17 protein-coding genes, 8 tRNA genes and 2 pseudogenes are annotated in these 17,384 nt (G+C 57.2%); 17 read left to right on the top strand and 10 right to left on the bottom strand.

Translation table 11 applies throughout. The features are described from left to right. Nucleotides 1-89 precede the first annotated feature (89 nt). The 3 genes from AC4NMM_RS07585 to AC4NMM_RS07575 are packed head-to-tail and all read right to left on the bottom strand — an operon-like array spanning nucleotide 90 to nucleotide 1,699. On the bottom strand, nucleotides 90-299 hold the full coding sequence (locus AC4NMM_RS07585; protein WP_491923973.1) for a hypothetical protein: 210 nt from the start codon (nucleotides 297-299) through the stop codon (nucleotides 90-92). A 52-nt stretch (nucleotides 300-351) separates the two neighbouring features. Continuing rightward, the gene (locus AC4NMM_RS07580; RefSeq protein WP_491923972.1) at nucleotides 352-864 is read right to left on the bottom strand and encodes a DUF8160 family protein; all 513 of its coding nucleotides are present in this window, start codon (nucleotides 862-864) and stop codon (nucleotides 352-354) included. Next, complete coding sequence (locus AC4NMM_RS07575; protein WP_491923971.1) at nucleotides 857-1,699, bottom strand: ParA family protein; 843 nt, start codon at nucleotides 1,697-1,699, stop codon at nucleotides 857-859. The genes AC4NMM_RS07580 and AC4NMM_RS07575 overlap by 8 nt, the downstream gene beginning before the upstream one ends. A 120-nt stretch (nucleotides 1,700-1,819) precedes the next feature. Between AC4NMM_RS07575 and AC4NMM_RS07570 the strand changes: the two genes are divergently transcribed. Together AC4NMM_RS07570 and AC4NMM_RS07565 are read left to right on the top strand one after the other, a co-directional pair. Next, entirely contained in the window at nucleotides 1,820-2,416 is a 597-nt protein-coding gene (locus tag AC4NMM_RS07570) for a DUF7437 domain-containing protein (RefSeq protein ID WP_491923970.1), read from the top strand. Further along, nucleotides 2,413-2,571: pseudogene (locus AC4NMM_RS07565) on the top strand (PIN domain-containing protein); the annotation flags it as partial. The gene AC4NMM_RS07570 and the pseudogene AC4NMM_RS07565, both read left to right, overlap by 4 nt. Nucleotides 2,572-2,767: 196 nt before the next feature. Here AC4NMM_RS07565 and AC4NMM_RS07560 read toward each other — a convergent pair. The 6 genes from AC4NMM_RS07560 to AC4NMM_RS07535 form a co-directional block, all read right to left on the bottom strand. Beyond that, the gene (locus AC4NMM_RS07560) at nucleotides 2,768-3,745 is read right to left on the bottom strand and encodes a hypothetical protein (protein ID WP_491923969.1); all 978 of its coding nucleotides are present in this window, start codon (nucleotides 3,743-3,745) and stop codon (nucleotides 2,768-2,770) included. A gap of 1 nt (nucleotide 3,746) precedes the next feature. Further along, a complete protein-coding gene (locus tag AC4NMM_RS07555; RefSeq protein ID WP_491923968.1) occupies nucleotides 3,747-4,898 on the bottom strand; it encodes a hypothetical protein in 1,152 nt (383 codons plus the stop codon). Between the two features lie 171 nt (nucleotides 4,899-5,069). Continuing rightward, nucleotides 5,070-6,434 carry a restriction endonuclease gene (locus tag AC4NMM_RS07550; protein ID WP_491923967.1) on the bottom strand — a complete coding sequence of 455 codons (1,365 nt, stop codon included), beginning with the start codon at nucleotides 6,432-6,434 and terminating at the stop codon, nucleotides 5,070-5,072. 67 nt (nucleotides 6,435-6,501) lie between these two features. Further along, nucleotides 6,502-7,206 carry a winged helix-turn-helix domain-containing protein gene (locus tag AC4NMM_RS07545; protein WP_491923966.1) on the bottom strand — a complete coding sequence of 235 codons (705 nt, stop codon included), beginning with the start codon at nucleotides 7,204-7,206 and terminating at the stop codon, nucleotides 6,502-6,504. After that, complete coding sequence (locus AC4NMM_RS07540) at nucleotides 7,199-7,885, bottom strand: nucleotidyltransferase domain-containing protein (RefSeq protein ID WP_491923965.1); 687 nt, start codon at nucleotides 7,883-7,885, stop codon at nucleotides 7,199-7,201. The genes AC4NMM_RS07545 and AC4NMM_RS07540 overlap by 8 nt, the downstream gene beginning before the upstream one ends. A 118-nt stretch (nucleotides 7,886-8,003) precedes the next feature. Beyond that, nucleotides 8,004-8,924, bottom strand: coding sequence for a helix-turn-helix transcriptional regulator (locus AC4NMM_RS07535; protein ID WP_491923964.1), 921 nt, complete (start codon nucleotides 8,922-8,924; stop codon nucleotides 8,004-8,006). Nucleotides 8,925-9,116: 192 nt separating this feature from the next. On the opposite strand from AC4NMM_RS07535, the gene AC4NMM_RS07530 reads away from it, so the two are divergent. After that, entirely contained in the window at nucleotides 9,117-9,947 is an 831-nt protein-coding gene (locus AC4NMM_RS07530; RefSeq protein ID WP_491923963.1) for a type IV toxin-antitoxin system AbiEi family antitoxin domain-containing protein, read from the top strand. A gap of 62 nt (nucleotides 9,948-10,009) precedes the next feature. On the opposite strand, the gene AC4NMM_RS07525 is transcribed toward AC4NMM_RS07530, so the two are convergent. Then, nucleotides 10,010-10,498, bottom strand: coding sequence for an ArsR family transcriptional regulator (locus AC4NMM_RS07525; RefSeq protein WP_491923962.1), 489 nt, complete (start codon nucleotides 10,496-10,498; stop codon nucleotides 10,010-10,012). A gap of 115 nt (nucleotides 10,499-10,613) precedes the next feature. On the opposite strand from AC4NMM_RS07525, the gene AC4NMM_RS07520 reads away from it, so the two are divergent. The 14 genes and pseudogenes from AC4NMM_RS07520 (at nucleotide 10,614) to AC4NMM_RS07455 (ending at nucleotide 17,137) form a co-directional block, all read left to right on the top strand. After that, nucleotides 10,614-11,414, top strand: coding sequence for a DUF8170 family protein (locus AC4NMM_RS07520; RefSeq protein WP_491923961.1), 801 nt, complete (start codon nucleotides 10,614-10,616; stop codon nucleotides 11,412-11,414). A gap of 104 nt (nucleotides 11,415-11,518) precedes the next feature. Then, complete coding sequence (locus AC4NMM_RS07515; RefSeq protein ID WP_089767424.1) at nucleotides 11,519-11,926, top strand: MarR family transcriptional regulator; 408 nt, start codon at nucleotides 11,519-11,521, stop codon at nucleotides 11,924-11,926. Between the two features lie 77 nt (nucleotides 11,927-12,003). Beyond that, a pseudogene (locus tag AC4NMM_RS07510) lies at nucleotides 12,004-12,420 on the top strand (type IV toxin-antitoxin system AbiEi family antitoxin domain-containing protein); the annotation flags it as partial. A 34-nt stretch (nucleotides 12,421-12,454) separates the two neighbouring features. Continuing rightward, nucleotides 12,455-13,360, top strand: a complete 906-nt coding sequence (locus AC4NMM_RS07505) for a DUF8172 family protein (protein ID WP_491923960.1) — start codon at nucleotides 12,455-12,457, stop codon at nucleotides 13,358-13,360. 445 nt (nucleotides 13,361-13,805) lie between these two features. Then, nucleotides 13,806-14,291 carry a hypothetical protein gene (locus AC4NMM_RS07500; RefSeq protein ID WP_491923959.1) on the top strand — a complete coding sequence of 162 codons (486 nt, stop codon included), beginning with the start codon at nucleotides 13,806-13,808 and terminating at the stop codon, nucleotides 14,289-14,291. An 805-nt stretch (nucleotides 14,292-15,096) separates the two neighbouring features. Further along, a tRNA-Gln gene (locus tag AC4NMM_RS07495) sits at nucleotides 15,097-15,172 on the top strand. A 3-nt stretch (nucleotides 15,173-15,175) separates the two neighbouring features. Next, a tRNA-Asp gene (locus AC4NMM_RS07490) sits at nucleotides 15,176-15,249 on the top strand. A 248-nt stretch (nucleotides 15,250-15,497) separates the two neighbouring features. Continuing rightward, nucleotides 15,498-15,570: transfer RNA gene (locus AC4NMM_RS07485), tRNA-Pro, on the top strand. A gap of 4 nt (nucleotides 15,571-15,574) precedes the next feature. After that, nucleotides 15,575-15,660: transfer RNA gene (locus AC4NMM_RS07480), tRNA-OTHER, on the top strand. Between the two features lie 191 nt (nucleotides 15,661-15,851). Continuing rightward, nucleotides 15,852-15,924, top strand: a tRNA-Glu gene (locus tag AC4NMM_RS07475). 103 nt (nucleotides 15,925-16,027) lie between these two features. Next, nucleotides 16,028-16,098: transfer RNA gene (locus tag AC4NMM_RS07470), tRNA-Met, on the top strand. A gap of 12 nt (nucleotides 16,099-16,110) precedes the next feature. Further along, nucleotides 16,111-16,515, top strand: coding sequence for a hypothetical protein (locus AC4NMM_RS07465; RefSeq protein WP_491923958.1), 405 nt, complete (start codon nucleotides 16,111-16,113; stop codon nucleotides 16,513-16,515). A 47-nt stretch (nucleotides 16,516-16,562) separates the two neighbouring features. After that, nucleotides 16,563-16,638, top strand: a tRNA-Glu gene (locus AC4NMM_RS07460). Between the two features lie 424 nt (nucleotides 16,639-17,062). Then, nucleotides 17,063-17,137: transfer RNA gene (locus AC4NMM_RS07455), tRNA-Arg, on the top strand. Nucleotides 17,138-17,384 lie beyond the last annotated feature (247 nt).

Here is a 17,384-nt window from a genome sequence, read left to right as displayed (position 1 = left end):
TTTTAAACTCAAGAGGATCGAGCACACATCATAGCCCAATCCCAGCAGTTTCGGAGATAATACGAAACTGAGCGATTTATCAGGGATAGCTATTCGTCATGGACCCGTTGGTCGTTCTGTGAGAACGCCTCGATCGCCATGTCAGCTCGCTCGGCCGCCTCGATGTGCTGGTAGGCCTCCCGGACCCGTTCCTCGCTGTTGTCGAGGTCTCGTGCGCCGTCGGGAGTGAGCAGTTCGGCAGTTCGAGGTTGTGATCGGCGGCGACAATCCCCTACAACAATAGAACCTACTGCGCACATACTACTTGAAAGAAACTAGAAATGAAGTTAGAACTCAACTGATCGGAAGACGCTATCCGTCGAGACCGAGCTCTGCCTCGATAGTCGTCTCGTTGATAGCCGCCCGAACCAACGCCGGATAGAACCTCTCATTCTTCGGAAGCTGCTCGCCATGCTCGCGCTGCCATTCAACGTTGACCTCTGAGTACCGGATGTCGAGATCGTCGACGACATCGTCAGGGAGATAGATCGTCCGCCCGTTCCAATCTTCGCGCAGCACGAAACCCTCATCGCCAGGTCCGAGCGTGTCAGTCGTTTCTGGCGTTTCGATCGTTTCAGCCGTTTCAGTCGTTGTCGTCGCCTCAGTCGTTTCAGTCATTTCAGACGATGGCGTGGAGGTCTCCTCAGTCGTATCGATCGTTTCAGTCGTTTCAATCGTTTCTGTTGTGTCAGTCGTTCCGTCCGTTTCAGTCGTGTCGGTTGTGTCAGTCGCCTCAGTCGTCGCACCGAAACGGTCAGCGATACCACCCATCTTCTCGCCGGTCTTGCCCAGCTCCTCGCTGGCGTCGTCGTTGTCGTCACTCATTTGCTTCCCTCACAAGTTCTGCCTCAACGAGTGCCGCGACGTCGGCGAGTACTTCGGCCATGTCGCTGTCGAGTTCATCAGCCGCAAAGATGGAGCGCTCCTGGGCGGCGATCGCACGCTGAAGATCGACTCGCTTGTAAACGTCGAACACCGGAATCTCAAGTCCGTCTTCAAACTCAGAATGCAACTGCTCGAGCATGGCGTCGGCCTGTTTGTTGTGCTCAACTCGGTTCGCGATGATTCCGAGAATTCGTACCGTACCGAAGTACTCCCGAACGCTGTCGATCTGCTTCTGGAGTCGATCAAGACCCTGGACAGAGAGTGCCTCTGCGTAGGCAGGAATCAACACTCCATCGCTGGCAACCAACGCGTTGTCCGTGAGCACGTTGATGCTCGGCATGTTGTCTACGAGAACGACATCATACCCTGTTGCAACCTCGTCGAGAACCATCTTCAGCCGTTCTCGAGCGCGGGGTTCGCCATTGAGTTCGCCGCCAGTGCGGTCGACCATCCGCTCGTTCGCGGGAAGTAGATCAAACTCCTCACCAGTGATGATGATGTCGTCGACGCCGTCTGCGCGGCTAGGATCGAGTAGCAGCTCGTGGAGCGACACCTCCCGGTCAAGGTCGCTGTACGCCTCGTCGTAGCCGAGGATCGACGTGAGTGCTCCCTCAGGGGCAAGGTCAACCACGAGGACATCAAGCCCGCGGTCGGCGAGTGCACCGGCGACGTGGATTGTGAGCGTCGTTTTTCCAACCCCCCCTTTCTGGTTGAGCATTGCCACGATCGCCGGGGGCGTTTCGATCGTTTCAGCCGTTTCAGCCGTTTCAGTCATGTAGTGAAACGAGAGAAACGCGATCGTTATAATACTATGTCAGACAGGGGGTTGCCTGAGTAGAGTAGGCTCCACAAACACTCTTTACTGTTTCACTGTAAACTGTAATTAGAAACAATTGTGTCGCGTATCTCAAACCGCGCCAACGGCGACATCGTCCAGGACTTCCTCTCGATCGCAGATCTCCTCGAGGAGACACAGCTCGCCCAGCTGTACGCATATCTCGCTCGGGGAGGCGAGGCCACAGTTCAGGACGTGATAGACGACCTCGAACTCGCCCAAGGGACGGCCTACAGCTACATGAACCGGCTCGTCGACGCCGGTGTCGTCGAGGTCACCGATGACGGGCAGCCCCGGCAATACGCCGCCCGCGAGATCAATCTGACCGTGACAACGGCGGCCGGCGACGGTGAGTATACGATCACGCCAGCCCTGATCGACGCGGTCGGACGCTGCGGGACGAACGCCGACATCGATACCTACATCGACCGTCACGGCGTCGCCGGCCTCGCGACGGCGCTCACCTATGCGGTCGCCCGCGAACGCGGTGAGCTGACGCATCGGCTGATGGCCGATGATCTCGATATCTCCCCGCTAGCCGCGGAGATGATCCTCCAGGCGCTCCGGCCTGTCGTCCACGAGCACTACGACATCGAGGCGGCGGAAGCGTCGCTCGAGGAGCTGGACATCGACGACGTCTCCGCTGACGACGCGTGAGCCAGCTCTACATCGTTGATACCGGCCTGTTCGTCGCAATGGGGCAGTCGTCGAACAGTCGCTACCAGGCAGTGCGGCGATTTACCCGCCGAAACGATGTTACCTTCGTTCTGCCCGAACGGGTGAAAGAGGAACTGGCGTCGGCGACCAGTGAAACCGCAGAGTGTCTCACCTACCACGATCTCCGGCGGACCTGAGTCGGGCAACTGGCGAATGCCGAGGTCGACGAGACGGTGGCGCTACGCTGGGCCGGGTGAAACGATCTCGAAACCCCCCCTGAACCACTACCGAGGTGAGGCGACAGAGAAAGCGTAGACGAGTGAGCGTGGGAAGGTAGAGTGGCTGTAGACGCTACTTTTCCTCATCTTCCGCATCGCCCTTTCCCCCATCTGCGGTCATATTTTCAGCCTTGTCTTTCGAGTCCATCCAGTCTTTGATGGTCTGCTGAACTCCATCTTCGGTGTCGAGGATGTCCACGACTCTAGTCTCTCTCAACTTAGATTCAACACCCATCAGATTCGACAGGCGTGATTTTGAGAAGGTATAGCTCCCGCCACCGTTCTCAGCACAGGCACCAATCTTTGAGAGAAAGCGAAGTGAATCTCTCACCTTCTTCAGGGGAATCTGACGGTGTCGATATCTCTCGATAATGTCGCCAGGTGAGAGAGTGATCCGAGAGTCTCGACTCAGGTTCGGTAGTACGGCATCGTGAGCGATTGAATACGCGAGAATTTCACGATTGACATTTTCCGTTAGATAGAACTTTGTTTCGGGGAGGGCAGGAAGTTCAATACCTTCCGAGAAGACCTTACTTATGTCTAAACTGTCGAAAGAGTCTCTCACAGTCGTCATCTCTCCCCCCTTCTTTTGGGAGATCACAGTTCCATATTCAGCGACGTTTTCCAACTGTTCCTTACAACCCACAGACTCCATACACTCCTCCATCACGTCTTCGTAGTAGACGACGATTGGCTCGATATTCGTCAGGCTATTCGGATCCAGACCCATATTCCCGACCTCCGCGTCTGAGAGAAATTCGCTTGCTGACTCGATGCTAAGTGATGAACACTTCTCCATCTGCGCGGTAGCACGTGAGTTGACGTTACGCCCAGACTTGATTTCGACGAGTAGTAGATTCGTGCCGTCGTAAAACACCATATCCGGCTCGCATTCCACACCTTGTCTATTATCCTCTATTTCGAGGAAATATCCAACCTGTCGATAGTCTAGATCTCGCAGTCCTCGCGATGAGTTCGTCCCGTTAAATGCACTGAAGAAAACATTGTACGAGTCGACCTCCCGCTGTTGTTTCTTCCACTGTTCAGTCATCTTAGGCAGTCAGAGCCGCAGTATGCTTGTTGAGCGAGTAGGTGGTGTCGAACTCCTCGAAGACCAGTTCGCAGAAGTCTCGGAATGCAGAGGCTTGAGCCCCTTCTTTTGCGTGGAGACGAATCTCGCCCTCTTCGACCGTCACCTCAAATGGGCTATCCGTATCCTTATCGAAGACGTAGAACTTCCCGTGTTCCCAGACCGAGTATTCGTACCGACGCTTCCGGTCAAGGATCTCCTCTTCCAGCGTGTCGGTCACGATTTCTCGATCTGACCCGTCTTCGGAGTCTACTAGAGCAAGAGTCGTGAAGCCCTCAAACTTGAAACCGCTCTTGACCCTCGTTCGCTTCGGCTCATTCTCGATACTGTAGTTCCGGCGGTCGTGCTCTTGGATGTCCTCGGACAGCTCCTCTAGAGTCTGCCTGCCTCGTTCCTCAGATCCGGGCCGCACATAGTCGAACGAGAAATGACCCTCTTGGGCTACGGAGCTACCAACTGCAGCCGAGGGACTATTTCGCTGGTCGAACTCCAGTCGCGTCGGCTTCGCGTCGAAGTGCTGATCTACCTTCTGTAAGTCCTTTTCATCCCCGCCGTGGAACCGCATGCTGAGGTGCTTCTCGCTACCGAAGTTGTAGTTCTTCGCGGTGAAACCGGAGATTGACGTTCCGTATAGGTCGTCAACGACTTCCTCAAGGTCACTGGGGGTGAGAAACACCCGCTCCAGATGTGGTAGGTACTGGATCAGCTTCTCGACGGTTTTCTTCGTCCACTTGCGCCGCTCGGCAGTGAGGATCCGAAGGTAATCGTCGTCCGCGATGAAGACGAATTGGTCCGTTCGCCCCTTCTTTGGGGTATCAATCTCGACGTAGGACGCCTGCCCTTCCTCCAGTACCTCCTCATGGATGTTGTGGCCTCCGAAGAAGCGTTGGACGTACTGGTGGAGATCCTTCTCCTCAACTCGGTCTTGGATGGCGTCAGTCAGACCGCCGATCTCCAAACCTTTGTTGTTCGCGAGGAAGACCTTCACCTCGGTCTTCCGTGTACCACCCTCTTGCTCCTCCTCCTGTTTCTCCTCGGAGCGGGTGATGTGGTCTATGAAGACAGAGACGGCATCCCTGTCCCCTCTTGTGAAGTCGTTGGGATCGAATTGCATTGATTCGTTCCTGAGTTCCGGCTGCGCGTGTTATTCGATCAGTCGATGATTGTTCGACTGACCCTCTCTATGTGTCCCATTAGTTCTACTACCTTAGATATGCCGGCCTTATGGTGGAAGTGAATTGGTCAGATAGACCTCGTTGGGAAATAGATGTGAGGGACAGTCAATTCAGATGACGCCGCCGATAATGAGGAGGCCGATGAGGGCCAGCAGAGTCGCGACCAGGCTACCCCCGGCCAGCCACTGGTTCTCCATCGCTTTCTCGTGGAGCGGCATGTCGGCGTACTCCTCGCGGAACGTCTCGAGGTTCTGATCGTCGTAGAAGTACTTCATCTTCAGCGCGAACCGCTCGGTGACTGCACACCCCGTACATACCGGTTCGCCTTCCAGCCGCTCCGTTTTGATGTGGCTGGAGCAGGCGATTGCCCCGCAGTTCGGACAGTAGGTGTACGTCTCGTCATCGCCGCTCGTGTCACAGTGGACGCACCGATGGATGCCATCCTCAACAGTCACTCGTGACGGACCTGCCGCGTAGTACTCATAGGGGTAGGTGTACGCTTGGATGTCGGTGGTCTGCCGAACTTCGGGGAGGTACACTGGTTCGATCGACTGGACGGAGATATCCGAGAGATTCGGTTCACATGTTTTGTTGTAGGTGACGTTGTTGTCCCCAGTGTAGGTCACCGTGGTCGTATGGTGCTGCTGGAGCCGGTCGACGGCCCACTCCTTGTACTCCGTTTGGGTCTGCCCGAACCGGTTCTCCTCAACGTCGTCGAACACCTCTCTGAACTGTTCCGAGTCAAGGTCGACCGTCGCGTGGAGGTTATCGGTGACCAGCGTCACGACGTCTTCGTCGACGACCTGCGGCTGCCCGCGTTCGGCATGGGCGACGAATCGCGTCCGATCGTTGATCCGGTGGATGACGCCCACCGACGTCTCGAAGACGGCGTTCGTGTCCGCGGTGACCGCAACCACCGGGCGGAACGCCACTGCCGAATGCGGTTCGGGAAGGTCGGTAGCCTCAATGTTGTTGATGTCGCGGAACGCTTCCTGGACGGGTGCGTCGACATCGGCGGCCGGATCGTATGGGCGGAGTGTTTCGTCACAGAGGATTTCGATGCGACCGTTGTAGAGGTCAAGGCCAATCTCGTCGGCAATCTCCCGGAGATCCTCGCCGTCGAGCAGCTCGATTGGATGCGGGTCGTCGCTTTGTTGGAGACGGTCGGCGTACTCCTGGGCGGGACTCGTGAACCGACCCGTCGTAACGACCATGCCCCGCTTCGGGCCATCGAAGTCGAACGTCGCGATCGCCGAGTGGAGCTTCTGGACGACCGGCCGCCCGACCGTCCCCGTGTGTTTACACTCAACGACGATCGCGCGTCGTGTGCCGTCAACGACCTCCTCCATCATGATGTCCCGTCCCTCGTCGGCTGTCTTCTCAGCCTGGCGGACGTTCTCGTAGCCAAGATTGCGGAAGACGTCCTCTATGACGTCCTCGAACTCGAATCCCGTGAGTTCGTCTAGAACAGCCATTCGAGAGATACGGGTACTATTTTTCGATGCTCCAATTCGTTTGTGTCGACTGCTGTGATGGACTCAGTCACGACTCGGTATTCTGACGAGGTACTGCCGCGTCATGGTCGCTCTCGAATCCGATGTCATCCGAGATGTCCGGAAAAATCACGTCGAAGTAGGGATCGTATTCCTGCCCAACCCCGAGCACGGGCTTCAGCGCGAGGACAATACTGGTCGCTTCCCCAGTTGGGATACCAAGTGGATCAGCGGCCATTCGCTGCGTGATCTGACCAGCATAATGGAGTCCAGCCTGTCGGACAGCAGCAGCGAGTTTGCCAACACCGTGTCGCTCAACGAAGTATGAGACATCTTCGTCGACTTCTTGGAGTGCAACAGCATGGAGGATCGTCGGCGTCACAACAATATCGTTAGTGGTGATGCGAACCGGATCTGCGGTCACTTCCATCGGTCGATCTCCCGCCAGAGAGACAATTCCGAGGGCCTCAAGCGTTTCTACGTGATCGTAGACCGTGGTCTTTGGGATATCCAGTGCCGCCTTGATCGCTGGGCGGGTGACCGGCCCGTAATAGCAGGTGTACACATAGATACGCGCCAGTTCTGGATGATCCAATAACCGCCCGACGGTTGCGAGCTGATTGATCCCCGTTTCGAGATCATGTGGGGGTGTCTCCGTGACGGGGTGGGGAGTCATACTCGTTAGTACGAAATGTTTGAACTTTAAATTAGCTCCAGTGAACGAGTTCGCCCAGAGAGCCTCTGGGTCACCCATCACCGTGAAGAATCATACTACGGACGGTGTCAAATTCATCTGTTTGATAGACTGCGATACCATCGTGAATAATTTCTTGGAGCTCCTCAGCGTACGTCGGGATTCCTTGGAGAGCCTCGACATCAATATCGAACGCATATCGATCCCCGCCAAACGTCTCTTCCTCAAGTGACTGCCTGATGTGGTTCGCCTGTCGTTGTTTGCTCGCCCGGTCTTCACGAACCAACACCCAGATATCAATATCGCTGCGACGGTCAGCCTCACCGCGAGCAACGCTTCCATACAGAACGACAGCGAGGACATCACCAAGTTTAGTACGGAGTTGGTCAGTCGCATCCTGTACCGGCGCGTGAAACTCCGACTGGGGAATTCCGAGGAATGGATCGTCTGGGATGGTGAGCCGGTCACGGTTGATCTGGACAAGTCGGCGGGGTCCGTCGTGTTCTTCAACAACGAGATCGTTCCTAGAAAGTGTATCAACCGTTTTGGTTATCGTCGGTCGTGTGTAGCCAATTCCGTCAGCAAGGTCTGTCATCGAAAACGACTCATCGTGATGTCGAGTTAAAAAGAGAAGAATATCAGCTGTCGCATCGCCACTGAGTAAACGGTCGTCTTGGAGTGGTAGATCGATGGATATCTGGATACCATCAACGGAGGTACTGTTCGTATCTGTTTTCATTGTAAAGTATTCCTTGGCGTTACTACTTTAACCTGATTAACAAATGAGTTCTCAGTAATTTTGAGATGTGGGGTTCGAGATGAGAAATCTCTCTGAATTCATTTGGAATCAAAATTGGTCACTGGTCAATTTCGTAGTCAGCTGCCAACTTCTGGAACTCGTCCCACTCGGGGAGACGATCGTCCTGGATCTCGCCGTGGGTCTCGAGGTAGCGGAGCAAGGCGTTGATTTCGTCTTCGAGGTCGTACTTCGCAGATCGCGTTCGGAGGTCGTTCTCGTCAACGTCGACGTGGCTGAGCAAGAGGAGACAGTACGAACGGTAGCGGCTACCGTTGTCGATCAAGAGTGTGTGACAACACAGTTCCGCCGGCGAGACTGCGTCGAGTTCCTTGGAGTAGACGTAGTAGCGGTGGCCGGTAAGCAGGAACTGGAGATCAAACGCCGCGAACCGAGGGAGGCCAGTTTCGTGGAATCCGTCTGCGTCGATCTCCGTCTCGGTTTGAGCGAGAAATTCGTCGTAGTCTTCCCAGAGAATCGTGCCCTTCGAGGCGACGGCTTTGAGGCGTTGGCGATGGAGGTGATGGGTGAGTTCACGGGCGAACTTGTGGAGGCGGTCGAAGTCGGCGTTGAACTCGTAGTGGCCGTCGACGTTCCCGACGAGACCACGGTCGCGAAATCGCTTGAGAACCCGGTTGACCGTGTTGCGGTAGTTGTCGCTCCGGTCGGCAATCTCGGAGACGGTTCGCGGCTGATCGAGGTAGTACAGCACCTCGAATGCCTTGCCGGTCAGTAGCTCGGGGAACTCGATGTGGGAGTGCTGGCGGACGAGGTCCTGGTAGAGCTCGACGGCGCGAGCATCCGACGGGATAACTCGTTTTCGGCGGCCGTCGCGTTCCGTGTAGACGAGCCCTTTCTCAACGAGGTCGCCGACGGCACGAGAGAGGTAGCTCTCGCTGTGGTCGAGCTTCGTCGCGATCTCGGAGATCGTGTCGCCGCGGTCGACCGTGGCGAGGACCTCAAGTTCGATGCGCCGGAGCACGGTGTAACATAGTACGAAACTTGTATAAAAAGAAGTTTCAGGTAGTGTTTCAGCCAGCAATCGAGAGAACTGATTCCATCGTCTTAACCAACAAAACTATGGACTCGTGGGCCGTGTTGGTTAAGAAAGCTAAGAAGGATGAGGCAAGGCTAAAACAGGTCTGAGACAATATTCTATGTAAGAAACGTAGGTATGGATATCATAGAACAATCGCAAAATATACGCCAGGGTCTCTCGACTCGAGAAAGTCGACTCCTTGCACAACTCGCTGGCGCGGGGCACCAGATCATCTCCGTCGATGACATCGAGACGACGCTGGAGGTTCCCCCAAACACCGCCCGCGAGATCGCCTCCCGGCTCACCGAGAAGGGCTGGCTCGACCGACTGTTTCCCGGACGATACCTCATCATCCCACTCGCAGCCGGTGAAGAGGGCCTGTACACAACCCACGAGTACCTCATCGCCGCCCACGTCGCCGAGCCGATGTACATCGGCTACTACAGCGCCCTCAGCCACCACGGGCTGACCGAACAGGTCCCACGGACGGTGTACGTCGTTACGCCGACCCGAGCGAAAAGCCGGGAGATCCACGGTGTTTCGTACCGCGTCACGACAGTCACCGAGCGGAAATTTTTCGGCTTTGAGCCGACATCGATCGAGGGTACGACCGTTCAGGTCAGCGACTTGGAGAAAACGCTGGTCGACTGTGCGGATCACCCCGAGTTCTGTGGTGGCCTTCGGGAACTCGCAACCGCGATGCGTACTGCCGACGAACGGGGTTGCGACTGGTTCACTGTCGGCGAGTACCTCGAGCGCCTCGACAACGGCGCTGCGACCAAGCGGATCGTCTACCTCGCCGACCAACTCGGCATTAATCTCCCGGCGCGTGAGGAACTCGTCGCGTCGTTCACGAGTGGCTACTCGCTGCTGGACCCGACGCGGCCCGACACCGGATCGAACGACAGTACGTATCGCCTCCGGATCAACGTCGAGACAGCCATGCTGGAGCCCACGGAGTCCTGACCTAGGTACGAAGTCGGCGTACCTTCTCTGCAGCGTCGAGAACGGTGCTGTTCAACGACGAACTACGGGTTTGTGCCACCATCGACGGCGTCGAGATCGGGCTCGTCGAATTCGAGGGCTTCCGCGATGGCATCCGGAAGCTCCGGGCGAGGGGCCGATTCGTGGCGCTCGATTTTCTCGGTCTTGCGCGTGTTTTCGTAGAGGGCACGTGCGACCGGAAGCCCACGGAGATACTTGTAGTCGTGGAGGACCTCGACCCCCCGCTCTGTGAATCCGTAGAACTGGGCGGGGAGATCACGTTTCCCCTCGCTTGGTTCGTACGTGTAGCGTGCGAGGAGCCCGGCGTCGATCAACGTCTCCAACTGGTCTTTGATGGCCGCCTGGCTCTTCCCGGTCATATACTCGAGTTCGGCGAGCGACATTAGATGGGCGGGATGGCCCAGCAGCTCCTGGATGATGAGATGGCGCGTATCCTGGGACAGCAGCTTGAACAGCCGCTGCTGTTCCGCGAACGGCCCTGCATCGGCCGCACCCGTGTCGGTTTCGCTCATACGTGCTGGTACGAGGTAGGACGCTATAACAGTTAGGGTCATCCAAGTTGGTTAATCCTGAAAAAACCAAAGTGATTCAGAAGGGATAAGGTGGTGTGGTTTGAATCGTCAGCTAATGACCGACCCAAGCCCGCCGCCGGACGCTGGGGAGATTATGACCGTTGTTCACGAGGCCGTCGGGGGCATCGAACTTGAGCCTGCAGAGAAACGGGAAATCTGGCGGTTCACCCAGCGTGAATTGCCGTATCTCTGGAGTCAGCGGACATCGTATTTTATCTTGGGGAGCTATCGCGACCCCTATATCCGCCGGCTTCGCGCCGTCCAGAACGAACTCACGAAGCAGCTCGGTGCCTATCCGTTCATCATGGGTGATCTCCTCGAACTTCCGACTGACCGCCTCAATACGTTCGATATCATGTTTTCGTTGCTCGCGACGTACAGCGACTACATCGTTGGGGTCTTCGAGAAGGAGAGTGGTGGGGAGGCGCCTGAATTGGGCGAGATCGATGACCCGCCGTATTTCGACAAGTCGTACGTGTTCCCACGTGATTACGCGTGGGTGACTGACGAGAACCTTGACTCGCCACAGCACGTCATTCAGGCCGCCCTTGAGATAGCGTTCACAGACGATTTGTCGGCGGATGAAGTCCAAGCAAACGTCAAGTCGCTCGTTGATCGCGCCCAAGAGAGCGGTCTCGACATCGACGAACAGGAGGTGTGGGATGTGATCGACGACCGGGCAGATGAGGGCGAAAAGCCAGCAACGTACAGCTGGGTTCATCTCAACAAGTTCCGCAAATTCGAACTCCACGAACGGTGCTTCCCGTGGACGACAGAGGACGAACTCCGAACTGTGGTTGACGAACTCCCGTCCCCGACACCACGTCCGGAGTGGGAAGAGCGTGAGGGCCAGTGAATTGTCCTGTCCTACTCGCTTGGCGGTACACTCATCAAAGTGAGTCGGCTCGGTAGTTTACTCCCGGGTAAACTACTTTACTACGCCTGGTCGAATACATCGTCATGGAGGCTGGTTCGGGTGTCGGCGACGACACGACACCACGGGAAGTCATCCACTTCATTACACAGCAGACACGATTTTCGCTTATCAGCGATATTCTCGCTCACCCCCAACAGCTCCCATCAATGTATGAACTCGAGGAGCTCAACCCCAGCGTGAGTGATGCCACCGTCTACAAGCACATCCAGAAGCTTATCGACGCCGGCATCGTCACGGAGGTCGCCTTGGACGACGACCAGCGCCGGCAGGGGTATCCCTGGAAGTTCTACGGCCTCACCGAAGACGGCCGCGAGTTCTTGGAGACGCACAATCTGCTCGCCGCGGAGGAGACACTTCAGCAGATCTACGACACCATCGCCGATAAGCCCGAGAAGATGGTCAAGTACGAGAACGCGCCCCGTCCAGATTAGGAGTGGTTGTCAGAGAATAGGGAGCGATAGTCTGCCGTTATTCCCGGAGGTTAGCCTGACTGACCGACTTCACGGACGTAGCCGCTCCGCTCAAGATCAAATTCATCGGCTACGAGTCGAGGCTCATCGAGGGCACCGCCGTGAACGTCGCAGATGTGGAAAAGACGACCGTTGACTGTACCGACCATCCCGAACTCTGTGGTGGCATCCGAGAACTCGTACAGGCGATAGTCGTCGCGGAGGATCGAGACTATTCGTGGGCGACGGTCGTTGAGTGCCTCCAGCGACCCGACAACGGCGCTGCGACCAAGCGGATCGTCTACCTCGCCGACCAGCTCGGCATCGACCTCCTGGCGCGTGAGACGCTCCTCAAGTCATTCACGAGCGAGTATCCGCTTCTCGACCCAACGCGAAGCGAACAGGGACGCTACGACAGTGAGTATCATCTCCGAATCAACGTCGACTGGGAGAGACTCGATTCGATGGAATCCTGATGCCAGGTCGGTCCGAAAGGTAGCGTGAATTAAGATGCTCCTCCAAGTACAGCGAATCAGGGAGATGGGTCACGTCTATTATCACCATCCGGGCGACAATCAGTTCTCTCTTGATTTTGTCCACGAGGCTCCATCAGAGATCGTTGCCAGGATTGTCGAGTACGACGATGACGTGGCGGTGAAGGTTCGCAAGTACGATCTTGACAGCGAGTTCTTCGGTATCTATACCTTCCGCGTCGGTGGTGGGGGCGTCGGCGATCTCGAATTCGATCTTGGCGAAGCACTCTCTGAGATGGGTGCTGATAACGGTACTATCGTTGCCCGGCTCCTCGAGATCTATCAAGCGCTCATAGCCCAGAACGAGGAAGAAGAAGGAGTTCCCGTTGAAGCGTACAAGAGCATCGACATCGATGCACTCCCAGACGCGCTCAACCGGACATCGTGGGAGGGCAGCGCGACTGATGTTGCAGGCCGTCTCGCCTCAAATCTCATTCTCAAACACGCGCTTCCGAATGCGAACCATCGGACTGCTGTTGCCCTGGTTCAGTTCTACCTCTGTCGGATTGCTCCCGATTTCTCGATGCCAGAAACCTCCGTGGAAATCGACTCAGAGACATACGACTGGCGGGAGTGGGTAAACGAGTATATTAACGAGTCAAAGCGTCTCTTGACGGTTCGTCGGAAGAATGTGCTCCTCAAACATCTCTCTGACTTCGGAGCGACAACGCTTGAGCGGAAACACGAGGTCCAGATCGACCTGACGGCATACGAGCTGGATATGTATCCTGCAGAAGCGAAAACAGTCTACGCAACAGCGCACGAGGAGCTCTGGATCGAATTCGTCGAAGAGGCAGTTGAGCGCACCGACAACCCCGAGCTGATGGAAACACCTGGACTATCTAAGGCGGAGTTCGCAGAGAAAATCCGGACTCTCGAGTAAGCGGCGTACGTTAGTCCTGGAGCGTCGCGACTGTTCGGCCGGTTTCTTCGGCCTCTTCGCTCCGCGACATCCCGTATGTTGCCAGAGCCTCCTCAACCGCGTCGTCCAGACTCATTGGTCAGGCAAATCTTGGCTCTGCCGACGGATAAAGTCTCGCACGATTTGCGTTTATCATTGCATCGGCCAACTCGCCAACCGTGCAGGACCGATCCCGCAAACAGTCGAGAACCCGTAGCTCCGCCCCCTCTCACAAATTCCAATCTCTCCGATGTGTTCATAACCATATCGGTGAGAGTGGAATACAGACTCTTGGCGCTCGGATCGAGTCGCCAAATAGCGAGACAGTTGTGTAACCGTATTTTGGAGAGGCAATTCGATCCGCGAGTCCGAACTACTCGGGAGGCGACGTGAACAGGCGCCGATACTCATCAAGCCACTCGATCTCGTGGTACGTCACGTCATTCTGAATGTCATATTCGAGCGGGAGTGGATCCGAACGGTGGGCTGTGAACGTGAGGTTGATTTCGACACAGGGGCCGTGCTCGGAGACGCATTCGAAGCCATCGTCAACGGGGTATACAACGCTAAACCAGCGAATCTGAAAGCCAAAGTGGTCACACACATCTCTGACGACTGCAGCATCGCAATAGGGCGTGTGGACCCACAGTTCCCCGCCAGCGTACGCCTGATCCTTGACGCATCAGACTGCATCGAGGGAGCGGAGAAACTCCGCAGCGCGATTGTAGTGCGCTTCAGTCAGGCGATCCCACCAGTGGTACTCCTCGACGTCGTCAACGAGGAGCTGGAGGCACTCTCCACACACATCATACGCCCGCTCACCAAGGGAGACTTCGTGGAGTTTGTCGTACTGGGTGGTGTCACATGCATCGCACGGCGGGGAAGCACCACTGCACTGGCATCCGGAGGATGATCGCTGTTCGGTGGGGTTGGAACACCTGCTGTTTACACTCCCTGGCTTCTGAGATTCGTTTGAGTCGGTATTCTCGGTCATTGGTATCTAACCGAGAACCGTCAGTCACGCCGTGTGACTGGGCTCCCGGCTAGCACCGGACCGACGGTCGGCCACTCATATACGCCACAGAGAGCAGGTTGGTGTGAATAGTTTCTGTGGGTCCAACCGAGAACACCGGTCAGCGTCCGGCTATCGACGACAGCCGATGCTAGAGTAATGAACGTCGTGCGCAACCGCTTGTTGAAGTGTGACTGCCGTGTCTGTGGGTAACACACCCTGGCTAATTTTAATACAATTGCCACGATATTTCAGGCTGACGCCCGATACACCCCTCAAACTGGGAGCGTTCAACACGATGATCATCACTCGCCTCACCCCGCGGCGTGCTCGTTCTCGCTTAGCCGCGGGTCCCGTGTTTGGCGAGTGCCTACAAGATCAGCGTGCGAAGAGACCGGGCGCAAACCGCCGGATCCGCGTCGACTTCGAATACGAGGGTTCGACGCAATCCGGCGACGCCCGGACACTCTCACCCGCATAACTCGGCCTCCATACGGACTACCCGTCAGGGGTCGGGGAACACGGGATTGCCGCCTGCCTGTTCCCAGTACTCGCTCAGGACACAGCCTGATGCGAGTTCGTGGTGCCAGGCTCGCGGCTGATTGGTTTCTGTTCGTTCCGATACAGGAGCGAGCGGACTCCGTCCGCGCTGAGCGTACGGAAGTCGGTAGCCAACAGCCCCGCAGCGAGAGCTGCGGCTACGTCGAGCCCCGGAGTCTCCGCTGGCGAGGGACGCCGGACTTTGAATCCGGAGGTCGCCGGTTCGATTCCGGCCGGGGCGACATGCCGACGTGGTGTAATCCGGCGAGCATACGGTCCTGTCACGGCCGTGATCCGGGTTCAAACCCCGGCGTCGGCGTGGATGCGTGGCGTGGCCACGTGGGGATACCCATCGAGGTAGGCAGCCCGTTGGTGCGATCAGCTGGATCGTTCCGACGATGCTGGGCCCAGCAGGGTCTGCAACCTACATGAGCCGGTGTGGTATTCCCGGGAACACCCGAAGTACGCCCCCGCGATGAGACGCGCAACCACGACTACTCGTCGCGGTTGCGCAGTTGGAAAGTCGTACAGATAGATAATCAGTTGCCGATCGCTCGGCAGTCCAGTGAGCCGATGGTCCAGCGGACGACGATCTGTGCCTTGGGCGCACAGGACCGAGGTTCGAATCCGCGTCGGCTCACTGTGCCGCGACTGGGTATTGGGGAACCCAGCGGCTGCTATGCCGTGGCCGTCTGCTGTCTGTCTCCCGGTTCGAATCCGGGTCGCGGCGTCATGACAACGAATGTCTGCCCTGCCTGCGAGGAGGAAGCGTTCCGTCACGTCCCACTCGGTGAAACAACGTCCATCGACACGATTGGAAGCGTGAAAATCTGCGTCACCGAGGACGGCGCATACTTCCACGGAACGAGGTGACTGCCATCCATCCACTGGCCGATGACCCGTTCCAGACGAGGCCAACCCGCTCCAGTGGAGTAGCGGCCAAACTCACGGCCCTCTCACGGCCGAGCCCCCGGTTCGAATCCGGGCTGGAGCATTCTCCAACAGTCCAAGACCTCTCACTTCCAGCCGACTAGACTGAGGGACGGACAGCTGTGGAGAACTGAGAGATGCCCATGAGTGAGTTCCGAATTGTGTGCTGCGGGATAGGATAATGGCAGTCCACGGGGCTCATATCCCCGAAGTCCAGGTTCGACTCCTGGTCCCGCAATGGAGGACAACAATGGGACTATTCGATACAGTCGAACTCTGCGACGACGTCCACCTGCCAGAGTACCCCGAAGGGATTACTCCTGCCGAGGACGTCGACTGGCAGACGAAAGGCATCGATCGACCGACCATGACCACATTTCGGATTACGGCGGACGGTCGGCTCCTCGAAGAGGAGTGGCACACCGAAGCGGTCCCGCCGGAAGACCGGCCATACGCGAGCCGTGACGACGTCGACGAGGACGATTTTCGCTACATGGCCGGCTGTCGGAACCGAGTCCACGACGGCTGGATCGAACGAGACGACTACCACGGCCGTTTCAAGCTCAAACACTCCTTCGAGGATCTCGATACACTCGTCACGTATCAAGTGACGTTCACGCACGGGCAACTCGAGGGCTTCGAACGCCTGCGATAATCCGTGGGTGTCCGCCGCACCTCAGCGCTTGATTTCTTCCCTACCGCGCTCCCGGAGTCTCCGTTGGCGAGAGACGCCAGTTTTTCAAACTGGAGGTCGGGGGTTCGATTCCCCTCGGGAGCACTCGGGGGGCTGGCCCTGACAGCGTTTTTCCGTGTCTGACATAGCGGGCAGCCACGGATCCGTGACGCTGTCACGGTCGGCTTTCCCCAAGCGTGTGGTCGTCGAGGTGGTGCGTTTCTTCGCCCGCAAAGCACACCAACGGGAGTCATAGCCCGTCGCACCACCGGTTGCCCGACCGCACGTGGCGACCGTCGAGTCGGAGCGTTGCTTCGCCAGGTACTCGCAGGTTCAAATCCTGTCGGTGGCGCAGTCCATCGAGAACATCCCGGACAAAGAGCGTACGAGAGGACGCTCGACACCGGTTCCGCTCCGACAGTTTTCCGGTCGCCGTGTCGCCAGTGGCCGTCGATCTGGAGCGCTACGTCGATGGCACATTACGGGTTCGAATCCCGTCGTTCGCTCCAGAAATTGTCCGGCCACTCGTGTTCCCGTAGCTCAGTCAGGACAGAGCACCGGCCTTCGAAGCCGGGTGTCGCACGTTCGAATCGTGCCGGGAACGTCCAGCCGAGCGATGCGAGGCTGGGTCGGGACGTTTTACTCCCGAGACTCGTTGCTCACAGAGCGTGTGGGCAGCTGCGATCGGAGTCGCCTGTTGCGGCTCCGGGTGATAGAATGGAATTCAACACGCCAAAGCAAACGGTCGCGGAGGCAACGCGGACCACCAACTACGAAGGTGGGGAAGCGTTCGAGCCTGCCGACCCCCGACTCGCACTGTACAAGCGCACGATCAACCAGCTGCTGGAGGG

The sequence above is a fragment of the Halorubrum sp. SD41 genome, from assembly GCF_058630335.1.
Note: the sequence above shows the minus strand (reverse complement) of the source record. Positions and strands in the feature narration are given on the sequence as shown.